The organism is Microvirga sp. TS319 (assembly GCF_041276405.1).
In the GTDB taxonomy this organism is placed as follows: Bacteria; Pseudomonadota; Alphaproteobacteria; order Rhizobiales; family Beijerinckiaceae; genus Microvirga.
This window is the reverse complement of record NZ_JBGGGT010000002.1, coordinates 2,038,227-2,059,987: the sequence shown is the minus strand read 5'-3', so window position 1 is coordinate 2,059,987 and position 21,761 is coordinate 2,038,227. Positions and strand designations below refer to the sequence as shown.

Genomic DNA, 21,761 nt, shown 5'->3' with positions numbered 1-21,761 from the left:
GCGGCTTGCTTATCGTTCCTCGCGACGCATTGGCATGAAGCTCATCCAACCCGTTCTACCGCTTACATCGAGCGGAGGGGTGCCGAGGTCATCGGCCGACCGTAGTCCCGAAGACGCTGATGCTGCGTGGCAGGCGGCGGATGGATGCGTCTCGACATGACGATCCGTGATGCAAGAACAGCGGCACCGGCCAGGCATGGAACATCGCCCACGTGCAATCCTCGTTTCTTCCGCTCTGAGTGCTCTCTCGTTGGGCTACCGGCTCAGACCGCCATCCGCGCCGACGCCGAGGAGATGCGCCGCCGAACGCCAGGCATGATGCGCGGTCCGGCCGAGCCGCCGAGTGGCATCGATCCGCGTGAAGGCATCCGCGACGGTCAGCCTTCCCGGCGCGACGGAGGAGAGGGTTGCAGCACGATGATTTCGCTGAAGAAAGTCGAGTTCCGTCGCAGCAGCCTCCGCTTCAGCGAGCGCGGCGGCGAGTTCGGGCGAAACGCTCCAGCCGATGGGGGCAGCTTGCGCGCTGAGGGCGGATTCTGAGATGATCGAGCCACCAACCGCCAGTGCCGCGCGCATGGCCTGTGCGCACAGCTCGCCTGCGCGAAAGTCGTGGGAAGCTCCGGTCGGCTGTCCCGGAAACCCGCCGTTTGCCACGACGTCTACGAGGCGCGAAGCGTGATCGAGTGCGTGCAGCGTACTCATCATGCGGAGCCGCTCGGCCTCCGTTTCGGGCGGGTCCTTCAATTCGGACAGGAAATCCCGCACCTCCTCGAGCACTGCGACGGCAGCCGCTCTGTCCTGCGCGCCGGGACCGGCTCCGCCCGAAAGCGCAGCGGAAACCGAGGCGGCGGTTGTTGCGAGGACGTTGGCGACGACACGCCGGGCGGTCTCGACCGCCACCACCGGGCTGGCGAGCGCACTCGGATCGAGCGCGCGCTGAAGTGCCGTTTGAGTGGAGGGCAAGAGCCGTTCCACAATACGAGTGAACCACTGTGTCGCCGGAAGGAGAATCGCGACCCCCACGACGTTATAGGCGGTGTGATAGGCGGCAAGGAGCGTCATTCCGTCGACCGACGCGGTGAACGCTCTCATCAGTGCCGCCGTGAACGGAAAGGCGACGACTGCGATGAGCGCCGCTATGACCTTGAACAGCACATAGGCGAGAGCAAGGCGCTTGGCCGTCGTTCCGGCCCCGATGGCCGCCAATGCGGAACTCGTCGCCGTCCCGATGTTCTGGCCGATGATCAGCGCAGCGCCTTGCTCCAGGCTCACCGCCCCGGCGTAGAAAGCAGAAATGGTGACCGCGATGGCGGCCGTCGAAGACTGCATGACCGCGGTCATCGCCAGACCGACGACGATCAGCGTTATGAGGCCGACCGTCCCCGCGACCCAGCCGACCCCCGGCACGCCGAGAGTCGCGGGCAGGTCAGACGGATGCAGACTGTCCGCAAGGCCTCCCATGCCCAGCTGGAGGGTTGTCAGCCCATAGAGCACCAGCGCGAAGCCCGCGAGCGCGCCGCCCGCCGCCGCGATCCGCCTGCCGCCCAGCAATCTGGCCAACGCGCCAATGAAAATCATGGGCAGCGCATAGGCCGACAATGAGACGCGTACGCCGATCAGCGCCACGAGCCAGCCCGTGCCCGTCGTGCCGACGTTGGCGCCGAACACGAGGCCGAGCCCCTGCGGAAAGGTCAGAAGCTCCGCGCTGACGAGGCCGATCGTTGTCATCGTCACGGCGCTCGACGACTGCACGAGCAGCGTCACCACCGCGCCCCAGAAGGCTCCCGAGAGCGGCGTTGCCGCCGCCTTACCGAGGACGGTGCGGAGGGAAGATCCCGCCAGCGCCTTCAGGCCGTCGGTCATGACGGTCATGCCCAGCAGGAACAGCCCAACGCCACCGAGAATGGCAATCGCCGTCGACATGCAAGCCTCGCCCCGCTTACGCTTCGGCGTTGGCACCAGCCGGACTCCGCCTTTGCAGCATCGGACGTGACATCGAACCCACATCCGATGCCGTCAGTCTATGGTCTCGAACATCTTTTCACGCAGAACCGGTGCCCGCTTCCCGCGTTCGATGCTCCCTTCTTGGCAAGAGCGCATCGTTTCAGCGAAAAGCCGAGTCCACGTTTTCGCACGATGCAAGTGGGAAAGCACGCTCAGGCCCGACAGCCGCAGGAGATGGAGGCGTTGATGCGGCCTGAATTGCCGCCTGGATTCTCTCTCGGACCTCGTAGATCCGCATAGGGACGGAATGAGATGTCAGCGCCTCAGGCGCCTGACATTCGCCCGCACACGCTTGCGGTATCCCTTGACGACCTTGTGGGCCGACCCGCCCGTCGCCACCGTTGCCGTCGCCTCGGCAAAGGCAGCGATCTTCTCCGTCACCATCAGGGCGGATTCGGCAGGCGTGCCCTGACCGCGAGCGATCTGGGCCAGCCGGGTCCAAATGACGATCTGAGACTCCAGAGCGAGCCTGTTCGTCTCCAGGGCCAGTTTCATCCACGAGAGTAGCATCCGTGCCCCGCTCCTGTTATCGCGGTAGACCATACCGCTCCTTGCCTGTTCTCGGGCCCGTTAACCGCTTCTCGTAACATCCTTCTCCCCAAAATTCACAACGACCGGTGCGTGCATTTGACTCATGACGTAACGAGAACATAATAGGAACATCCTCAACACGAAAGCGAACGGGCACGGGGTCATGCATGCCGGGCAACAGGACAGGCTTGCCGATTTACGGCTCCGGATTGCCCGGCATGAAGGCAACTTCAGCAGAACCAGGCCCCTGCCCTTCGGCCCTCCTGAGATCGACCGCCATCTCCCCGGCGGCGGCCTCGCGCGAGGCGCTCTGCACGAGATGATCGAAGCGGGACCTGCTTCCGAGTTCGCAGGCTGCACGACCCTGTTTACCGCGGGGATCGCGGCCCGTCTCAAGGGGCCGGTGCTCTGGTGTCTGACGCGCCGGGACCTGTTCGCTCCCGGTCTCCTGCGCGCAGGTCTTCACCCCGATCGCGTGATCTATGCCGAAGCCGAACGCGAGCGGGAAATCCTGCCGCTCATCGAGGAGGGGCTGCGCGAGAAAGGATTGGGAGCCGTGGTGGGCGAGGTCACGCATATGGGGCTGACCGCCTCGCGCCGCCTGCAACTGGCGGCTGAAGCCACGGGCGTGACCGCCCTGGTCATTCGGCGCTGGTGGACTGTCGCCGAGAAGGATCTGGTTCACCTGCCGACCGCCGCCGTGACCCGCTGGCGCATCGCTCCTGCCCCGTCTGAACTGATGCCGGCTCCTGGTCTCGGACGGGAACGCTGGCAAGTCGAACTCGTGCGCTGCCGTAGCGCTGAACCCCGTACCTGGATTCTGGAGGCTTGCGATGCGAAGGGTCGTCTCGCTCTACCTGTCGACCTGGCCGACCGATCGGATCAGGCGGCGGACCGGCAGGCCGCCGCGTCATGAGCCGCTCGTGACCGTGCACACGGTTGGATCGCGCCGCCTGATCCGCTCGGCCTGTGCGGCCGCCCAGGAGGCCGGCCTGCATGTCGGCATGCCGCTCGCCCAGGCGCAGGCTCTGGTGCCGAACCTGCATGCGGTCGAAGCCACGCCCGACGAGGACGAAGCATCCTTACGGGAACTCGCCCGCTGGGCGATCAACTACTCGCCTGTGGTGGCGCCCGACCCGCCGGACGGGCTCTGGATCGACATTGCGGGCGCGGCGCATCTCTTCGGCGGCGAGGAGGCATTGCTCGCGGACCTCACAGGCCGCCTGACGCGGCATGGTATCGCGGCCAAAGCGGCCGTGGCCGATGCGCCGGGAGCGGCGTGGGCTGTGGCCCGCTACGGAGCCGGCGGCATCGTGCCGGCAGGCCGCGCCGTGGAGGCGGTGGCAACCCTGTCGATTCGCGCCCTGAGGATCCCTGTCGATAAGCTCAACGCCTTGCATCGGCTCGGCATCGAGTGGATCGGCCAGCTCGCCGCCATGCCGCGCGCACCTCTGATCCGTCGCTTCGGACGGGATGTGGCGCTGCGGCTCGATCAGGCCACGGGCCACGTCTTCGAGCCGATCACACCGCTCGTTCCCAAGGAAACGCCGACGGCGGCTCGTGCCTTCGCGGAGCCGATCGGCCGGCTCGAGGACCTCAAGGGCGTCGTGCTGCGCCTGTCGAAAGACCTGTGCCGGCAACTGGAGCGTCGCGGCGAAGGCGTGCGCCGCCTCGATCTTCTCTGCCAGCGCATCGATCAGAAGAGCGTGTGCCTGCGGATTGGAACCGCGAAGGCCAACCGGGATGCGGCGCATCTCGCGAAACTCTTCGACGAGCGCCTGCAAACCGTCGATCCCGGCTTCGGCATCGAGGAGATCGCGCTTGTCGCGAGCAAGGTCGAGCCGCTGGCCGAGACGCAAATCCATGCTCGTGGCCTTGGGGAGGAGGATGCCGGCGAGGCGGATATGGGCCAGCTCGTCGACCGGCTCGGCACCCGGATCGGCATGAAGAAGGTCTATCGGCTCTCGCCCGTTCAAAGCTTCGTCCCCGAACGCATGGCGCGCAAGATCCCGGCGCTCGCGCCGGCGACTGGTTCGGTCTGGCCCGAGAGCCTGCCACGGCCCACGCGCCTGCTCGACCCGCCCGAGCCCGTGGTGGCAACCGCCCTGCTCCCGGATCATCCGCCGCGCTTCTTCATTTGGCGCAAGGTGAAGCACACGGTCGCCAAGGCCGACGGGCCCGAGCGCATCACGCCGGAATGGTGGAACGGCGACAAGGGTTCCGCCGCTCGCGACTATTACCGGGTCGAGACCGAACAGGGCGGACGCTTCTGGATCTTCCGCGATGCGCCCACCGCCGAGGGCGGACGCTGGTGGATGCACGGGTTCTTCGCATGACCAGGCATTCTGCCGGCCCCATCTACGCCGAGCTTCAGGTCACGACCCACTTCTCGTTTCTGCGCGGTGCGTCCAGCCCACAGGAGCTGTTCGAGCAGGCGAAGCTCCTCGGCATATCGGCGCTCGGCATCACCGACCGCAACTCCCTCGCAGGCATCGTGCGTGCCTACGAGGCCTCGCGGGACACGGGCGTGCGGCTGATCGTCGGTTGTCGTCTCGATCTTAACGATGGCACATCGCTCCTCGTCTATCCCATGGATCGGGCCGCCTATTCGCGCCTGTGCCGGCTGCTCAGCCTCGGCAAGAGCCGCGGCGGCAAGGGGCAGTGTCATCTCACGTGGGACGATGTGGCCACCTGGAACGAGGGACTGCTCGCCGTCCTGCTGGGCGATCGTGCCGACGACATGCTCGGGACCAGCCTCGCCCGTCTCAAAAGCACTTTCGGCAACCGCGCCCACATGGCCCTGATCCGGCGTTTTGCTCCCAACGAGCACCTGCGCCTCCATGCCATCGAACAGGCGGCGCAAGTCGCCCGGGTGCCGACCATCGCCATGGGCGATATTCTCTACCACCACCCTTCGCGCCGGCGCCTGCAGGACGTGGTCTCCTGCATCCGGCAGGGCTGCACCATCGACGAGGCGGGCTATCGCCTCGAGCGTCATGCCGACCGCCACCTCAAGGATCCCATCGAGATGGAGCGCCTGTTCGAGCGCCACGGGCAAGCGTTCCGGCGGGTCCGCGAGATCCTCGAGCGCTGCACCTTCTCGCTCGACGAGCTGCGCTACCAGTATCCCTCCGAGACGGATTCCGGCGAGACGGCGCAGGAGAAGCTGGAACGGCTGACCCGGGAAGGCGCGCGGCTTCGCTACCCGGACGGAATTCCGGACGTGGTCGCCGCTACCTGCGACCGCGAGCTGCGCCTGATCGAGGAGCTGGGCTACGCCCCTTACTTTCTCACGGTCCACGCCATCGTGTCCTTCGCCAGGTCACGCGGCATCCTGTGCCAGGGCCGTGGCTCGGCCGCGAACTCGGCCGTCTGCTTCGTGCTTGGCATCACCTCCATCAACCCGACCGAGCATGACCTGCTCTTCGAGCGTTTCGTGTCCCAGGAGCGGCGGGAGCCCCCGGATATCGATGTCGACTTCGAGCATGAGCGCCGCGAGGAGGTCATCCAGTGGATCTATGACACCTATGGCCGCCATCGCGCGGCGCTCACCGCTGTCGTCTCCTGCTACCGCGCAAGGGGCGCGGTGCGCGAAGTCGGCAAGGCGCTCGGCGTGCCCGAGGATGTGACGGCGGGATTGGCCGGCCTCGTCTGGGGCTGGGGCAATGACGGCGTGTCGGACAAGGAAGCAAAGGAGCTCAACCTCAACCTCGACGATCCGCGCCTGCGCATGACGCTGGAACTCGCCAGCGAACTCATCGGCGCGCCGCGCCATCTGTCGCAGCACCCGGGAGGTTTCGTGCTGACCCAGGATCGCCTCGATGAGCTCGTCCCGATCGAGCCGGCCGCGATGGAGAACCGGCAGGTGATCGAGTGGGACAAGAACGACATCGACACCCTCACGTTCATGAAGGTCGACGTGTTGGGACTGGGCATGTTGGGCTGCATGCGCCGCGCTTTCGATCTTCTGCGCGAGCACAAGGGCGAGAGCCGTGACCTTGCGACGATCCCGCCCGATGATGGACCGACCTACGCCATGATCCGGAAGGCCGACACGGTGGGCACGTTCCAGATCGAGAGCCGCGCTCAGATGGCGATGCTGCCGCGCATGAAACCCGAAACCTTCTACGACATCGTCATCCAGGTGGCGATCGTCCGGCCGGGCCCGATCCAGGGCGACATGGTGCATCCCTATCTGCGCCGACGCGAAAAGCGCGAGGAGGTCGAATACCCGCGCCCGGAACTCAGGCGCGTGCTGGAGAAGACGCTCGGCGTGCCGCTCTTCCAGGAACAGGCCATGCGGGTGGCCATCGAATGCGCCGGCTTCACGCCCTCGGAAGCCGACCAGCTCCGGCGTGCGATGGCAACCTTCAAGATGACGGCCGGCGTCTCCAAGTTCCGCGAGAAGCTGATCACGGGCATGACCGATCGCGGCTACGACACGGACTTCGCCGAACGCACCTTCAAGCAGCTCGAAGGCTTCGGCTCCTACGGCTTTCCGGAAAGCCATGCGGCTTCCTTCGCCAAGATCGCCTACGCCTCGTCGTGGATGAAGTGCCACCATCCTGACGTGTTCTGCTGCGCCATCCTGAACGCGCAGCCGATGGGCTTCTATGCGCCCGCCCAGCTGGTGCGGGACGCCCAAAGGCATGGGATCGAGGTTCGCTCCGTCGACATCAACCATTCCCGCTGGGACTGCACCCTTGAGCCGACCAGAAACCCGAAGCGTTTCGCTGTCCGGCTCGGGCTCCGGATGGTACATGGCCTGGCGAACGCCGATGGCGCCCTGATCCCGCTCGCCCGGGCGGAGCGCCTCTACTCATCCATCGAGGACCTGTGGCGGCGAGCCGGCATTCCGGTCTCCGCGCTCGAGCGGTTGGCCGAGGCCGATGCCTACGGCTCCATCGTGGTGAACCGTCGCGACGCGCTCTGGACCATCAAGGGCCTGTCCGACGAAGTCATGCCGCTGTTTGCCGCGGCCGACGAGCGGGATCGGCTCATCCGATCCGAGACGGCAGAGCCCGTCGTCGACCTCGTGCCCATGACGGAGGGCCGCGAGGTCGTGGAAGACTACCGCTCGAAGGGCTTGACCCTGCGCCGGCACCCCCTCGCCTTCCTGCGCCAGGAATTGACGGAACGGCGCATCCGCTCCTGCGCCGATCTCCAGCACGTCAGGGATGGCCAGCGGGTCACGGTGGCGGGCCTCGTGCTGGTGCGCCAGAAGCCGGGCTCAGCCAAGGGCGTGACCTTCATGACCATCGAGGATGAGACCGATGTGGCGAACATCGTGATCTGGTCTGCCGTGTTCGAGAAGCACCGGCGGCTGATCCTGTCTTCGGGCATGATCGGCTGCCGAGGCCGATTTCAGCGGGAGGGAGACGTCACGCATCTCATCGCCGAGCACTTCATCGACCTGTCGGATCTCCTGCGGTCGGTCGCCGATCGCGATGGCGAGCTGCGGCTGCGAAGCGGGCGCGGGGATGAGGCAAGGATCGGCACACGTGATTGGGCTCGCGGCTCGCCACGTGAAGCCATGAAACGGCCAGGAGCGGACGAGACAGACCTGGAACGGGAGACCGTCATCAAGGTGGCGGCGCGAAACTTTCGTTGACGACGACCGCCCGGCGGTCACACGCAGCCCTCGGGCGCGACGAGCGGGGCCATTGCGAACAAAACGGGAAACGGGATTTATAGTGGCGCAAAGGAATGATTCGCTCGTGTCCGTGAACCCCGCCTATCTCGACCAACTCAATCCACGACAGCGTCAGGCGGTGGAGCATGGCGTCTTCGCCAACGGCTCCAATTCGGCCGCGCCGCTGCTGGTCATTGCCGGGGCCGGATCGGGCAAGACCAATACCCTCGCACACCGCGTGGCCCATCTGATCGTCAACGGCGCCGATCCGCGCCGCATCCTTCTTCTGACCTTCTCCCGCCGGGCTGCGGCCGAGATGGCCCGCCGGGTCGAGCGGATCGTCGGACAGATCCTGGGCCAGAGCGCAGGCGCGATGACCGATGCCCTCACCTGGGCCGGGACGTTCCACGGCATCGGCGCCAGGCTCCTGCGCGACTACGCGCCCGAGATCGGTCTTGATCCTGCCTTTTCGATCCATGATCGTGAAGACTCGGCCGACCTGATGAACCTTGTCAGGCACGAGCTTGGGCTCTCCGCGACGGAGAGCCGATTTCCCGCGAAAGGAACCTGCCTCGCAATCTATTCCCGTTGCGTGAATGCCGAGGCGGCGATCGAGGACGTGCTGCGGGTCTCTTATCCGTGGTGCGCCGGATGGGCCGCCGAGCTGCGCCAGCTGTTCGCCGCCTATGTCGAGGCCAAGCAGCGTCAGAACGTGCTCGACTACGATGACCTCCTGCTCTACTGGGCCCAGATGGTGGCCGAGCCCTCGATCGCAGCCGAACTCGGCGGCCGCTTCGATCATGTCCTCGTCGATGAGTACCAGGACACCAACCGGCTCCAGTCCTCGATCCTGCTCGCCCTCAAGCCGGGTGGTCAGGGCCTCACGGTCGTCGGGGACGATGCCCAATCGATCTATTCCTTTCGGGCCGCGACCGTCCGCAATATCCTGGATTTTCCCACGCAGTTCAGCCCGCCGGCCGAGATCGTTACGCTGGACCGCAACTACCGCTCGAACCAGCCGATCCTGGCCGCCGCCAATGCCGTGATCGAACTCGCCTCCGAGCGCTTTACCAAGAACCTCTGGACCGACCGCATGTCCGCCGAGCGGCCACAGCTCGTCGCCGTGCGCGATGAGGCCGATCAGGCCCGCTACGTGGTCGAGCAGGTGCTGGGGAATCGCGAGACCGGCATCAGCCTCAAGCAGCAGGCCGTGCTGTTTCGGACCTCCCATCACAGCGGTCCGCTCGAGGTGGAGCTGACCCGCCGCAACATCCCGTTCGTGAAGTTCGGCGGCCTCAAGTTCCTCGACGCCGCTCACGTCAAGGACCTGCTGGCGGTGCTGCGCTTCGTCCAGAATCCGCGTGACAAGGTTGCCGGCTTTCGCCTGATGCAACTCCTGCCCGGCGTCGGCCCGGCGTCGGCCCAGAAGGTGCTCGATCGCATGCATGACGCTGCCGATCCAATCCAAGCGCTCATGGAGGCCCCTGCCCCTCCCCGGGCTGGAGACGCGTGGCGCACCTTCGTCGACACGATCACGCAGCTTCGCGCGGGAGCAGCGGGTTGGCCGGCAGAACTCGAGCAGGCGCGAGCCTGGTATGAGCCGCACCTCGACCGCATCCATGAGGATGGGACCACCCGCAAGGCCGACCTCATCCAGCTGGACCAGATCGCGGCCGGCTATCCCTCCCGCGAGCGTTTTCTCACCGAACTCACGCTCGACCCGCCGGATGCGACGAGCGATCAGGCTGGCGTGCCTCTGCGCGATGAAGATTATCTGATCCTGTCGACGATCCATTCCGCCAAGGGGCAGGAGTGGAGGTCGGTGTTCGTGCTGAACGTGGTCGACGGCTGCATTCCGTCGGATCTCGGCACCGGGACCACGGCCGAAATCGAGGAGGAGCGCCGATTGCTGTACGTGGCCATGACCCGGGCAAAGGACCATCTGCATCTATTGGTGCCGCAGCGCTTCTTCACGCATCAGCAGGCCGCAACGGGGGATCGTCATGTCTATGCCGCCCGAACCCGCTTCATTCCCAGTGCGCTCCTGAAACTCTTCGAGCGCGTGTCGTGGCCCGTAGCTGTACCGGATCCGACCGCCGCCTCCACCACAACGAGAAATGTTCGGGTTGATCTCGGCGCGAAGATGCGAGGCATGTGGCGGTAGAGCATCGGACGTGACATCGAACCCAATCCGATGCCGTAAGTCTCTGTTTTTTAGCATCTTTTCACGCAGAACCGGTCCCCACTTCTGCGTTCGAGGCTCTAGAGCATCGTGCGAAGAAGTGGGAACCGGTTCTGCGTGAAAAACGATGCTTCGCCGAAGAGAAAGAGCAAGCATTCTGATCCCGTCAGAATGCAATTTGCTCTAGCAGGCGCGAATTCACGAACCTCAGGAGCGTTCGCGTTGGGAAGGGCAACCAGCGGCATGAACTGCGCAACTTCGGACACGGCGAACTATGAAATCTGCGCTTCGATTGCGGACTTGTCGATCACCGACCAGACCCCTTTGATCCGACCCGTCCTGAACTCGTAGAAGACGTTTTCAGCGAACGACACGCGGCGGCCATTGACCGCCAGGCCGAGGAAACTGCCCTTCGGCGAACAATCGAACGTGAGGCGGGCGGCGATGAAGGGCGGCTCGCAAACAAGCAGTTCAGCCTCGAACCGGAGATCGGGTATTTGCAGGAAATCATTCTTGAGCATGGCCCGATACCCTGCGATGCCGAACGGGCGATCGTTATGACTGACCTCGTCATGCACGAACTCGCCAAGGCGTGGCCAATCCTGTGCATTGAGGCAATCAAGGTAGGCCCGATAGATCGACCGGAGGTCGGAGCTGAACATGCCGTCCCCTTACGTCATGTCGGCTGTCATTTCATGAGCCTCTTGATAGGGCCGGATGCGTTTGAGAATATTTGGTAGGGCATCGAACGCGAAACCGCCCCCACGATTTTGCGTCCGATCTCTAAGAACGCGAACAGCCTTGCTGGTTCTCGATAGACCTGATCTTGGCATCGACCAGATCCGCCAGCGCACTATCGGGCGTGAGGGCACGCAGATCCTTCGATGCCTGCTTGAGCTCAGCCAATGTCGCTCCGTCGACAAGCGTTCGCTCTGCAACCTGCAGAGCTTTTTCATAGGACATCGGTCAATCCTCTGGTTCTCAAATGAACCTCAGAAAGCCTTCAGAATGCGACTTTCATGCGCTCTCCAAGGGGTCATTTGGGGGTTCAGGCGCTTCGCGGCCTCGAAAGCCCGGATGGCGCGGCCGACCGAGAGACGCCGCCTCTTCCAGAACCCAGGCCGGTACGCATGATGTGGTCATCCGGCCACATACTCCGACCAGGAAGAATACGTGCTCACCCGTTCGGCGTGAACGGGCCTGATGCACAGAAATCCCCTCCTTCGATCATAGTTATTTCCGATGAGGTCGACCGGACCCAGGGTTCCGTCCGAAAATTTGCGGGCGGCCTGTAAAAGTAAAACTTGACGGCGCCTCCCCGATCCTCAGCCCCTTTCAAGGGGCCCTCTTGTAAAAATCTGATTGTTCCCTATATGACTATTATCGATTTTGGCCGGACAATCGGGCCGTTTCGCTGGTGGCTTTGCCAGGCGCACGTTCAGACTCTCTCCAAACCATCGACGGGCCGAGTTGAGGTCACGCTTGGCGTGCCTTCAACTCGCGTGCATCTGCATCAGCCGCGAAAGGTTAGTCTCAGGATCATGGGCGCTGTGACATTTTATAACGATATGAAGGGCTTCGGCTTTGTCCGGCCGGACAATGGCATGCGCAGCCTGGCCGAAGGCCAGAAGGTCTTGTTCGACACGGCCGAGGATCGCCGCTCCGTCAAGACCGCCGCCAGCAACACCCGGAAGGCCTAGGAATGATGAGGCGTCCATCATAAGCCCCTGTCCGACGCCGCTCCCGGGTGGAGCGGCTTTTTCTTTGCGAAGCTCCATCATTTGATGGTCAAACAAGTGAGGAAGCGATGAACACTTTTCGAAAGGCCCCTCCTGCGAAATCTGTCATGTTCGTAGTGGACTATGACGATGCCCGCAGAGCCTATCTGTGGATCGACGATCCTGCGAAGGCCGGCGACACCCGGGCCGTTGGCGCAATCGCGCGGGCTCAGCAAGAACAAGGATCGCTGCCGGAAGGCACGATCACCAGCATCAGACGTATCCGATAGCCAGCCAAACTAACCAATCTAAGTTTATTGAGACCCATGAGTGGAATGAAGCAGAAAGATTTCAGAGACCGGCTGAGTGCCGCCAAGGACGCAAAGCAGGCGATGGCCGCCAGGTTCAATCAGCGGCCGGGCCCCGACGATCCGGCCGTTGCGGAAAGGCGCGCCGCCCGGGCCGCCGTGAGCGCCGCGCGGGATGCCCGCTTGGCCGAGCGGGAGGCCCAGCGCGTTGCCGAGAACGCCCGCCTTGCCGCAGAGCGCGAAGCTCTTGCAGCCGATCAAGCTGAGCAGGAAGCGCGCGCAGCCGACGAGAAGGCAGCGAACGATGTCAAGCTCGAGGCCGAGCGCAAGGCTGCCCGTGACGCTCGTTACGCGGCCCGCAAAGCGCGGAAGTAGCGGCTTACATCCAGCGATATCGCAAAAGCGGTATATCGTTTCGATGCGCCAACAGCGAGAAGATCCGCCGATGTCTCATAAGTTCAAAGTCCGGCAACTGGTCCGATTGAAGCAGCCCGGATTTTCCGATGGCCAGACCAGTTCCGCCAGTGTTTACGAAGTCGTGCGGCTCATGCCGGCCGATCAGACCGGGGAGGTTTCGTACCGGATCAAATCGGGCGCGATCGAACGAGCGGTTCGCGAGAGCGAGATCCGGGGCACGTAAGCCTCTGGACCATTCAATCAATTTCCATCAGACACATGCTGCCGTGGCATGAGTTCCACGAATAGAAAGGACATCCTTTGCAGGTTTTGGTACGCGACAACAATGTCGATCAGGCGCTCAGAGTGCTCAAGAAGAAGATGCAGCGCGAAGGGATCTTTCGCGAGATGAAAGCACGAAAGTCTTACGAGAAGCCCTCGGAGCGCAAGACACGCGAGAAGGCGGAAGCCGTGCGGCGCAGTCGCAAACTGGCCCGTAAGCAGGCTATTCGGGAAGGGTTGATCGCCGCTCCCAAGCCCAAGCCGCGTTTTTCCGGACCGCGTCGACCCGCAGCAGCTCCCGCCGCCGCATCCCGCCCGCCGGTGGGAGAGACTAACGTCTAGTTGGGTTCTGGGAACATCGATGGCAGGAGCGGGAACCGCTCCTGCTTGAGAAGATGCCCAGGACCCAAACCTTAGCATCGGACACAGGCCTTGCGGAGCGGCGCGCGATACTCAGTGCGCCGCTTGGCGTATGGACAGGCGGTATCGAAGCTTGGCCATGGAGCACAGCCCCCTGCAGTGGACTCCACTTTCCGGGAGCCACCCGATCCATCTGGTTATGGTCTCGGGTACCTTCTCACGCAAAACCTGTTCCTACTTTTGCGTTCGATACTCTACCCGATCACCGCGATGATATGGCGGATTTCCTCGAGCGACAGGCCGGGCGGTTGCGGTTGAGCGGCTGCCTTGATCAGCCGAGTGTCCTTTGATGGCGAAGGCTTTTGCTTCGAGGGCTGAGACTGAGTTGAAGTGGACATAGGTTTCCTGTCGCCGCATCGGATCACGGTCCGAGCAGCCTTTTGTGTTTGAGGTTGTCGAATGCAAAGCAACGACACGCGAGCCCGCCTGAGCGGACTGGAGAGTAGCAATCGATAGGAACGGAAAGCGGGCTCGGCGCTCGATCACGAGCAAAGGAGAGCAGGCCGAACACGTCGGTTGACCCTTCCAAGATGGATGACAATCAAGTCATTGGCAAGGCCAAACTCCTTGCGAAGGCGGCGATGTTCTTTTTGGCAGAATGCCTTGTATCCGCCACAAGGACGCATCAGATAACGGCGATCGACATTTGGTCGGACAATCGGGCCGTAGCGCCTTGGCATGCCGGACGCACGTTCAGACACCCTCCCAAACTTCGACGAACCGAGCGAGCGGCCGCGCTTTCGCAAGGAGTTCGAGCTCCCGTGCACCGATACAGGCAATGCCCGGGAGCAATGAGTTGAGTGCAGCGACAGGATGAGGAGCCGTGCAAGCGGGGCCGGCGCGTTGCCGGAGCCTCGCAGATCCAGGCTGTCGACGCCGGATCGGGTGTGCGGAGATCGTCACTCCTTGACGGCTGATTCAATTGAGAGCATCGAACGCAAGAGTGGGTGTCGGCTTTGCGGAAAAAGATGCTCGAAAACATAAACTTAAAACATAAACTTAATGCAATGGATGTGGGTTCGATGTCACGTCCGATGCCGTAAGGAAGCAACCCAGCATGCAGCGTATCCGCTCAATTCTGTTTGATCTTGTGCTGGCCCTTTGGACCGGCCTGTTCATACCCCTTCTGGCGATCCTCTGGCTGTGCGGCTCTCCGGAGCGTGGCGTTCGGCTGGCATCCCGGCTGTGGGCGCGCGGTGTCCTCGTCAGCCTGAAGTGGCTCGTTGGCCTGACCTATGCCGAGCGGGGTCAGCACAAAATTCCTGAAGGTCCCTGCCTGATCATCGCCAATCACCAGTCGACCTGGGAGACGCTCGCGTTCCTCATCCTGTTTCCGGATGTGGCCATTGTTGCGAAGCAGGAGTTGCTGACGATTCCCGTTTTCTCCTGGTTCCTGCGCAAATCGCCGATGATCCTGATCGACCGCGAGGGCGGCTCGAAAGCGGTACGGAAGATGGTCGAAGAGAGCCAGGCGGCGCTGGCGCAGGGCCGCTCCGTGCTCATCTTCCCCGAAGGAACCCGAAAATCGGTCTCCGAGCCGATCGAGTTCAAGCGCGGAGTGGAGTTGCTTTATGCAAGGCTCGGCAGACCGGTTCTTCCCGTTGCCCTGAATTCGGGCCATTTCTGGGGACCCGGCCAGTCCTACAAACGTGCCGGGACAATCTCGGTGTCTTATCTCGACCCGATTGCCCCGGGCCTGGCCGGGCCCGAATTCACGCGCAAGGCGGAGCAGCTTCTCGAGGCGGAGAGACAGTCCTCGCGGCCTCAGGCAGCTTGAAATCGACGATCAAAGAATATCCGAAGATCGGCGTCTCGCCGCGTTCATGCTGCCACCAACCGTAACGGCAGGCTGCCCCCTCGCCCGCCGATGCTCCCTTTCCCGGAAAGAGCGCATCGTTCCTGCAAAAAACCGGGACCACCTTTTGCCCGATGCGCTAACGTCCACTCACCAGCTCGATGTAGGGCTCAAGGCTGGCATAGGGCAGCGTAAACTTCTCGCCTCTAAACAGCATCGGCACATCCTGCCCGCCCCCCAGGCCCGCGGTGAGCCGGCCACGGACCGTGAAGGTCTCGCCTGCCGTCACCGGCCCCCAGGCTTCATCGAGATGATCCTTGACGCCGAGCTCGTTCAGGCGGGCGTCGACAGCCTGCACCCGCTCATGGGATGGTAGTTCCCGGAGGCTGCTCATGAGGTCCTCGCGGGTGGAGGCATAGGCCGGGTTGCGCACCTTGTAGAGAAGCTCGGCATCCTGGACGAAGCGCCACACGGAACCAATCACCATCTGTTCTTGTTTGGTCAGCGGTTTCTTGGCTGGTTTCTCGGTCTTCTTCACCGCCTTGGCGCGGGCAGGAGGTTCGGCAGGTTGAACATCGGCGATCAGGGCCCACTTGCTCGACCACTCCACCGCTCGATAATCGCCTTTGGTCAAACGGTCGGTGAACTCCAGGATGTCCTGATCGATAGGACGCTTGCTGCCACTGGACTCGAAATATCGAAGCCGCATGTCGTCGGGAAGCAGCAGGTAGAAGTTGTCGCTTTTGACATCCACATCGAAGATGTTGGTGACCTTCACAACCTGATCCCGCACGGCCTCAGCCTCGACTCCATCGCCCGTCGGATAAACCATCGTGCCTTTGGGAACCCGGATGTAGCCGTCCACTTGAATTTCCGACATATGACCTTCGTTTCTCTTCTGTGATGTCAGGATCGCCCTGAAAGCCCGTGAAGGCTCGAAAATGGGAACGGCACCCGAAGGTGCCGTTTCTGTTGCTAGGCTTTCCCGAGCCCCGGATGGTTACGCCGCGAGGCGCACCGCACCCATGTCAACGTTGTCGTTGGCATTTGTGAATTTGCACTATCAAGGCCGTAGCTCAGCCTAATCGCAGCCTAGCCTTTATCGCGCCCAGTCGAACCCATGTCGCCCCCGTCACAAACACATCGAGATACGGGCCTGCCATATCCGGAAGCCACGCGCTTGAACGATCCTGCCAAGCTGGACGGCTGATGTGCTTGTGGTGGAGGCGGCGGGAATCGAACCCGCGTCCTAAACGCCTATTCCACTCTGCCTCTACGATCATAGTCAGGTAAACCTGACCCCCCCGATGTATACCTTTGAAAGCTAAACTTCCAGTCCTCGTGTCACCATACTTTTGCAAACGGGTGGCCATGCCGGGCAGTCGCCTCCCTCGCCTCCCCATGGGTCGGATCTCCATCATGGCTGTAACGACCATGCACCAAGCCCTGGACGCCGAGGCTGGGAGTGATTTCCCAATCTGGCTTTTGGTGCAGATGTTGATCGCGCCTCGATGCGCTTCTCCGTACGGCAGAATTGCCGGAGCCTCGAAGGAACGCTCCGAAGGCGGTATCGTAAACGGAGGAACCCGCAGCACTTCCGAAGCGCCACCGGCTGGCACCATCTGAGCTGTAAGGAACTCACTCTCCGAAAATCACGAACAGGCGGACAGCGGACGGGCCAAGCCTGTTCGGGTCTAGGAATGTTGCGCCAACTGGTCGATCTCTCGAACGACCACGTCTGGAGCAAGGTGGTGGATCATGTGCCCCAGGCCTGGAAGAACGACGAATTCACTGTGCGGCAGTTCCCGATGCAGGCGCGCGGACTGGCGATCCACATCAACAATCTGGTCATCGGCTCCGGTGATGATGGTGACCGGCCCTGCCAGCTCACGGTAGTGCCGCCTCAGCTCCATGACGGAGGGTGTCATAAGGGCGGCGTCCTCCGCGGCCGCGCGGAGTTGCAGCGGCCGCAGCATCAGCGGTTCCGGGAACTCTCTCTCGAAGCGCTCAGGCACCGGAGCCGGCTGGAACACCCGTTTGATCATGCCCGGCAGGATCGCCCGCGCCACGATGGGAGAAATGGTGTAGCGCATGGCATCGCCGATCAGAGGTATGGCTGGCGGCGAGAGCAGGAACGTATCCGCCCGCAAGGTCGGGTAGTAGTAGCCCGAGCCCAGCACGAGGCCGCGCACGAGCGACGGCGCCGTCAACGCGAGCGCCACCGCCACGAGGGTGCCCCAGGAATGCCCGTACACAAGCGCCTGCGCGATCCCGAGTTGCGCCAGTGCCTGCTCGAACAACCGGGCATGAGCATGGGGCGTCCAGAGCTGGCGGGGCCGCGAGCTGTAACCGTATCCGGGACGGTCGAATACGATCACGCGGTAGCGGTCGGCCAGCCGGTCGACCAGGCCGCTGACGGTGAAATCCTGGATCATGGTGCCATTGCCATGGATCAGCACCACGGGATCGCCTTGGCCGCGCTCAAGATAGTGCAGGCGCACTCCATCCACATCGAGGAAACGGCCGATCGGCGGGTCATGTCGCTCAGCGGCGCGGGTCTGCTGGCGGTTGTACACGGCAGCCGCTCCCAAGGCAGCGACCGTGCCCGCAAGAGCCGGAGCAAGCCACCGGTGCGCCTTGGAACGGCCGTCCCGAGCAGGTCGAGGAACCTCTTCACGCACCGGAGCAGCGTAGCGCATGGCGCCGTCCTGTGCGCGCCTCGAACCTTGCCGGACACCATGGTTTTCCACGGGACCCACACGACGGCCGTTGTTCAGATCGGCTTCCGCCTCCAGATTGTGCATAAACCCTCTCCAGTTGACCCAGACGGAGACAACGTCGAGGAGCCGAATGGGTTGCTGCAATGCAGCATAGTCGCTCGGCCCGCCGACGCGCATGCCCGGCTCAGGGCCGGGCATGACGAGGACAAGAGTGATGCTCCCATTATGGAACAGCGCATCGTTCTGGCGAAAAACCGGGTCCACTTTTTCGCACGATGCGCTACGAACAAATCCAGCAGCATTCCGGTGACCGCTCGAGCATGGCCTGAACCCTGTGATGGGCCATACGGGGCTGTGTGATGGGGCTGCCTTGGCTACACACCGGCATCCATTCAAGCTACATTCCGCGAAGGCTGGCACTTAAGCGAGGCTGAATGAGGGGGACGCGGATTGGACTGGGACAAGATCAGGCTCTTCTGTGAGGTTGCGGAGTCCGGAAACTTCACCCGAGCCGGCGAAAAGCTCGGCGTCAACCAATCCTCCGTCAGTCGTCAGATCAATGCGCTGGAACAGGAATTGAAAGTTCCACTGTTCCATCGGCACCCCCGTGGCCTCATTCTGACGGAGCATGGAGATGTGCTCTTCAAGGCCTCTCAAGAGATGCGCCTTTGCCTGGAGATGACTCGCCAGCGCCTGACCGAGACCAACGAGCATCCGGCGGGAGATCTCAAGGTTTCGGCCACCGTCGGCATTGGCGGGATCTGGCTTGCCCGACGGATCAAGGAATTCCTTGATCTCTATCCCGAGGTTCGGATTGAGCTGATCCTGACGAATGGCGAACTGGATCTTGCCATGCGCGAGGCGGATCTCGCGATTCGGCTGCGCCGTCCGACGCAGCCGGATCTGATCCAACGGCGCCTGTTTACAATCCAGTATCATGCGTACGCATCTGCCGCTTACTTGGAGCGTTTCGGGGAGCCCGTACGCGTGGAGGATCTTGACCACCACCGCATCGTCAGCCTGGGCGGAGACCAGCCGGGATTTATTCTGGATTTGCACCACCTGACAACGCTCGGGCGGCCCCCGAAGAACCCCCGCCCGAGCCATCTGGTGGTCAATGACAGCCTGGCCCTACGGAATGCTATCGAGAATGGTGCCGGAATCGGAATGGCCCCGGACTACGCGATGAACAGCAAACCCGGGACCAGGCAGGTCTTACGCGACATCGAGATGCCGTCGCTCGAGACTTACCTGGTGTATCCGGAAGAGATGCGCTCTGTCGCCCGTCTCCACGCCTTCCGCGATTTCCTGATCGCAAAGGCCCAGCAATGGGACCATTGACCAAAGTCACGCTCGGCTGAGGAGTCCCGCTAACCCTTCGCAGGTGCCTGGAGCATTTTTCGGCGAAGTGGAACCGGTTCGCCATCAAAGAATGCAGCAGCCCAAAGATAGGAGCTGGTTCCACCTCGGTGGAAACATCTCTATGAGACCGCTATCGACTTGAGGGCTCGCCTGACGGCAAGGCGGGCAGCATCGACATGCCCTCCGGTGAGCAACTCATCGACAATCCTGAGAGCCATGACAGCATCAGGGCGCTGGCTGGCCTCCGGGGCCAAGGGATCCACTATGCCGTGAGCAGGTCCCGCCCCTCCTGTGAGTTCATCGCTGTGCCCCAGAAGATAGGCTGGAGTGCATTTGAGCACGGCTGCGAGGTTTGCAAGGGATTCCTCCCCCGGATCGCTGGAGCGTCCGGTGATGATATCCTGGATGAAGCCCGCCTCGAGTCCCGCCTCCAAGGATGCCCGTCGCCAGGAAATCTTGAGGGCGCTGACCCTTTCGCCAATGCGCTGTCTGAGAGCCCCGTTCACGCATTGCTCCTTCGGTCAGATGCGGTGGAAACAAGAAAGGCGAGGAGGCGGTCCATCCGCGCCGTCCCCGCCAGCCTTTCGGCAACGGCCATCTTCGACCGGACATGGTTAAGGAATGGCAAATTTAACGAAACCGAAGGCGGCTCGGCTACGCCGCCTTCCTTCGGCTCCCCTGATATCGGGCTTGACGTTGCCGAAGCATCGGGCGAGGTCCGGGCCATCACCTGCCACATCGGCCCGGTTGCTGTCGATCAGAAGACACAGCTCGATGAGGGGGCAATTCCCCGTTCGTGAGACTCCGATGCTGGCGAACAAGAACGATCCCATTCCGGCCCGTGTGAAGGCCGGACATCAGATCCTGACGGTGCTGGACAGCCCATCCGGCATGCCGAGCATCCGTCGACGCGCCGAACCAGGCCGCTCGAACAATCCGTTGCCTTGTGCGATAAGGACAGCAGATGAGACATATGCTTCAAACAGGCTTTTCCGTTCTTCTCACGCTGACGGCAATCACTACGCCGATTCAAGCCGCATTGGGGCAAGGCAGACTGGATGAGGGCCCGTTCGCCCCTGCCGAGACGATCCCCGGGAGCCCCGCCCGCTGCTCCGAGATCAAAGATGTGATCCGAGACGTGCCAACCCCGCCCGGATTGGACCGGATCGACTTCAGTGCGGTCGGGGCTCTCAGCCTTGTGCACTTCGACGGGGTGCTCGCCTATATGGGAATCTGCACTGAGCCGGACGCGAAGGTCCTCTGCGTGACGTACAGCACGAACGACCTGAAGGTCGGCGAGATCGTGATCCTGACCGGAAGCTATCGCAAAATGGCCGCGAACTTTGTCGTTCTGGATCCGTGTCTTGCCCGTCGACCGGAGCCCTAGATCCCTGCCCGGAACGGCCTTGCCCATATCCTGACGAGATCGGCCGAGCGCTGGGATGAGTCAAACTTGGCCTATACGGCATCGCACGCAAAGGTGGAACCCGGTTTTGCGTGAAAAGATGCTCAAAAACAGAGACTTACAGCATCGGATATGGGTTCGGTTTCACACCCGATGCTGTAGCAACCGTTCCAGCCTGTCATGAATGACCTCCCCAAAGATGAATGACGGCCGGTGCAATGAGAGAAATGCCTGAGAGGAACAGGAGGAGGAACACGATGCGTCGCATCGTGGCAGGCGACAATGGCGGCGGCCAGCGGCGAGCAGCGTAAGTTGCGCCCATCACGGCCGGAATGGCCACGAGCCCGGACAGGGTCGAATTCGATGGAATATTGCCGGAGACCGCCACAAGACCGATGCGGAACACCGCGTTCAGGGCGAAAACCGTCACCAGGGTTTCGCGCACCTTCACTAGCGGCATCGGCTGACGGTAGAAATGATAGACGAGCGGCGGACCGGCGGTTGAGAACATCCCGCCCATCAGACCAGCAATTCCGCCGAAAAACAGGAATGATCCCTTGCCGGATCGCTCCGGAAGCGGCTCGGGCTTTCGTGCCAGTTGCAGGCTCGAGACGACGATCACCAGACCGAGGACGAGGCGCAGAAGATCGACATGGCTCCCAGCCAGCCATTCCAGCAACCAGTAGCCGACAAAGAGCATCGGAACGCTCGCCATCATGACGAGGCGGAACTGAGACCACGCCACATCGCGCCAGCCCTTCAGAAGCATCTGTGTGGCATTCACAAGGGTCAGCATGCTCACGATCATTGCCGCATCGGGCAGAGACAGAAGCCCCGTGAGGCCGACCCCGCCCATGGTGATAAGGCCGAAGGCGAAGCCCGTCAGTGTTTGCGCATACGCAGCCGCGCCCGTCAGGATCAAGAAACCGATCAGCACCGAAAGCGACATACTTCGTGGTCTTCCTCAAGCTGGCGAACAACCCGGAAATGGAGCCCGCGTGATTGA

At 62.7% G+C, this 21,761-nt stretch carries 20 protein-coding genes and 1 other RNA gene; 12 read left to right on the top strand and 9 right to left on the bottom strand.

Going from position 1 to position 21,761, the window contains the following annotated elements; all coding sequences use genetic code 11:
• Positions 1-255: 255 nt before the first annotated feature.
• Positions 256-1,923 (bottom strand): Na/Pi cotransporter family protein, encoded by a 1,668-nt coding sequence (locus tag AB8841_RS19070; RefSeq protein WP_370437384.1) that lies wholly within the window; start codon positions 1,921-1,923, stop codon positions 256-258.
• 336 nt (positions 1,924-2,259) lie between these two features.
• The gene (locus AB8841_RS19065) at positions 2,260-2,499 is read right to left on the bottom strand and encodes a hypothetical protein (RefSeq protein ID WP_370437383.1); all 240 of its coding nucleotides are present in this window, start codon (positions 2,497-2,499) and stop codon (positions 2,260-2,262) included.
• Positions 2,500-2,698: 199 nt separating this feature from the next.
• On the opposite strand from AB8841_RS19065, the gene AB8841_RS19060 reads away from it, so the two are divergent.
• From AB8841_RS19060 to AB8841_RS19045, 4 genes are all read left to right on the top strand, one after another.
• Positions 2,699-3,451, top strand: coding sequence for an ImuA family protein (locus tag AB8841_RS19060; protein WP_370437382.1), 753 nt, complete (start codon positions 2,699-2,701; stop codon positions 3,449-3,451).
• Positions 3,369-4,871, top strand: a complete 1,503-nt coding sequence (locus AB8841_RS19055; RefSeq protein WP_370437381.1) for a DUF6504 family protein — start codon at positions 3,369-3,371, stop codon at positions 4,869-4,871. The genes AB8841_RS19060 and AB8841_RS19055 overlap by 83 nt, the downstream gene beginning before the upstream one ends.
• On the top strand, positions 4,868-8,146 hold the full coding sequence (locus tag AB8841_RS19050) for an error-prone DNA polymerase (RefSeq protein ID WP_370437380.1): 3,279 nt from the start codon (positions 4,868-4,870) through the stop codon (positions 8,144-8,146). The genes AB8841_RS19055 and AB8841_RS19050 overlap by 4 nt, the downstream gene beginning before the upstream one ends.
• A gap of 112 nt (positions 8,147-8,258) precedes the next feature.
• Positions 8,259-10,331 (top strand): ATP-dependent helicase, encoded by a 2,073-nt coding sequence (locus tag AB8841_RS19045; protein ID WP_370439316.1) that lies wholly within the window; start codon positions 8,259-8,261, stop codon positions 10,329-10,331.
• Positions 10,332-10,621: 290 nt separating this feature from the next.
• On the opposite strand, the gene AB8841_RS19040 is transcribed toward AB8841_RS19045, so the two are convergent.
• Positions 10,622-11,011 (bottom strand): ester cyclase, encoded by a 390-nt coding sequence (locus AB8841_RS19040; protein ID WP_370437379.1) that lies wholly within the window; start codon positions 11,009-11,011, stop codon positions 10,622-10,624.
• A gap of 121 nt (positions 11,012-11,132) precedes the next feature.
• Positions 11,133-11,312: a hypothetical protein gene (locus AB8841_RS19035; RefSeq protein WP_370437378.1), complete on the bottom strand. Its 180-nt coding sequence runs from the start codon at positions 11,310-11,312 to the stop codon at positions 11,133-11,135.
• A gap of 578 nt (positions 11,313-11,890) precedes the next feature.
• Between AB8841_RS19035 and AB8841_RS19030 the strand changes: the two genes are divergently transcribed.
• The 6 genes from AB8841_RS19030 to AB8841_RS19005 all read left to right on the top strand — a co-directional run bounded on the left by AB8841_RS19030 (position 11,891) and on the right by AB8841_RS19005 (position 15,250).
• Entirely contained in the window at positions 11,891-12,049 is a 159-nt protein-coding gene (locus AB8841_RS19030; protein ID WP_370439315.1) for a cold-shock protein, read from the top strand.
• A 146-nt stretch (positions 12,050-12,195) separates the two neighbouring features.
• The gene (locus AB8841_RS19025; RefSeq protein WP_370437377.1) at positions 12,196-12,357 is read left to right on the top strand and encodes a hypothetical protein; all 162 of its coding nucleotides are present in this window, start codon (positions 12,196-12,198) and stop codon (positions 12,355-12,357) included.
• A 36-nt stretch (positions 12,358-12,393) separates the two neighbouring features.
• On the top strand, positions 12,394-12,750 hold the full coding sequence (locus AB8841_RS19020; protein ID WP_370437376.1) for a DUF6481 family protein: 357 nt from the start codon (positions 12,394-12,396) through the stop codon (positions 12,748-12,750).
• 70 nt (positions 12,751-12,820) lie between these two features.
• Positions 12,821-13,015, top strand: coding sequence for a hypothetical protein (locus AB8841_RS19015; protein WP_370437375.1), 195 nt, complete (start codon positions 12,821-12,823; stop codon positions 13,013-13,015).
• A 77-nt stretch (positions 13,016-13,092) separates the two neighbouring features.
• Complete coding sequence (gene rpsU / locus AB8841_RS19010; protein ID WP_370437374.1) at positions 13,093-13,395, top strand: 30S ribosomal protein S21; 303 nt, start codon at positions 13,093-13,095, stop codon at positions 13,393-13,395.
• Positions 13,396-14,530: 1,135 nt separating this feature from the next.
• Positions 14,531-15,250, top strand: coding sequence for a lysophospholipid acyltransferase family protein (locus AB8841_RS19005; RefSeq protein ID WP_370437373.1), 720 nt, complete (start codon positions 14,531-14,533; stop codon positions 15,248-15,250).
• A 157-nt stretch (positions 15,251-15,407) separates the two neighbouring features.
• Here the strand turns inward: AB8841_RS19005 and AB8841_RS19000 are convergent, their stop codons facing one another.
• The 3 genes from AB8841_RS19000 to AB8841_RS18990 all read right to left on the bottom strand — a co-directional run bounded on the left by AB8841_RS19000 (position 15,408) and on the right by AB8841_RS18990 (position 17,967).
• The gene (locus AB8841_RS19000) at positions 15,408-16,133 is read right to left on the bottom strand and encodes a hypothetical protein (protein WP_370437372.1); all 726 of its coding nucleotides are present in this window, start codon (positions 16,131-16,133) and stop codon (positions 15,408-15,410) included.
• A gap of 92 nt (positions 16,134-16,225) precedes the next feature.
• Positions 16,226-16,607: a transfer-messenger RNA gene (gene ssrA, locus AB8841_RS18995) on the bottom strand.
• Between the two features lie 355 nt (positions 16,608-16,962).
• Positions 16,963-17,967 (bottom strand): alpha/beta fold hydrolase, encoded by a 1,005-nt coding sequence (locus AB8841_RS18990; protein ID WP_370439314.1) that lies wholly within the window; start codon positions 17,965-17,967, stop codon positions 16,963-16,965.
• A gap of 471 nt (positions 17,968-18,438) precedes the next feature.
• On the opposite strand from AB8841_RS18990, the gene AB8841_RS18985 reads away from it, so the two are divergent.
• Positions 18,439-19,329 carry a LysR family transcriptional regulator gene (locus AB8841_RS18985; protein WP_370437371.1) on the top strand — a complete coding sequence of 297 codons (891 nt, stop codon included), beginning with the start codon at positions 18,439-18,441 and terminating at the stop codon, positions 19,327-19,329.
• A gap of 140 nt (positions 19,330-19,469) precedes the next feature.
• Here the strand turns inward: AB8841_RS18985 and AB8841_RS18980 are convergent, their stop codons facing one another.
• Positions 19,470-19,856, bottom strand: coding sequence for a hypothetical protein (locus AB8841_RS18980; protein ID WP_370437370.1), 387 nt, complete (start codon positions 19,854-19,856; stop codon positions 19,470-19,472).
• Positions 19,857-20,314: 458 nt separating this feature from the next.
• Here AB8841_RS18980 and AB8841_RS18975 point away from each other — a divergent pair, with 458 nt between their 5' ends.
• Positions 20,315-20,737: a hypothetical protein gene (locus tag AB8841_RS18975; protein WP_370437369.1), complete on the top strand. Its 423-nt coding sequence runs from the start codon at positions 20,315-20,317 to the stop codon at positions 20,735-20,737.
• Between the two features lie 196 nt (positions 20,738-20,933).
• Here AB8841_RS18975 and AB8841_RS18970 read toward each other — a convergent pair whose 3' ends face one another.
• Positions 20,934-21,704 carry a TSUP family transporter gene (locus AB8841_RS18970; RefSeq protein ID WP_370437368.1) on the bottom strand — a complete coding sequence of 257 codons (771 nt, stop codon included), beginning with the start codon at positions 21,702-21,704 and terminating at the stop codon, positions 20,934-20,936.
• Between the last annotated feature and the right edge of the window lie 57 nt (positions 21,705-21,761).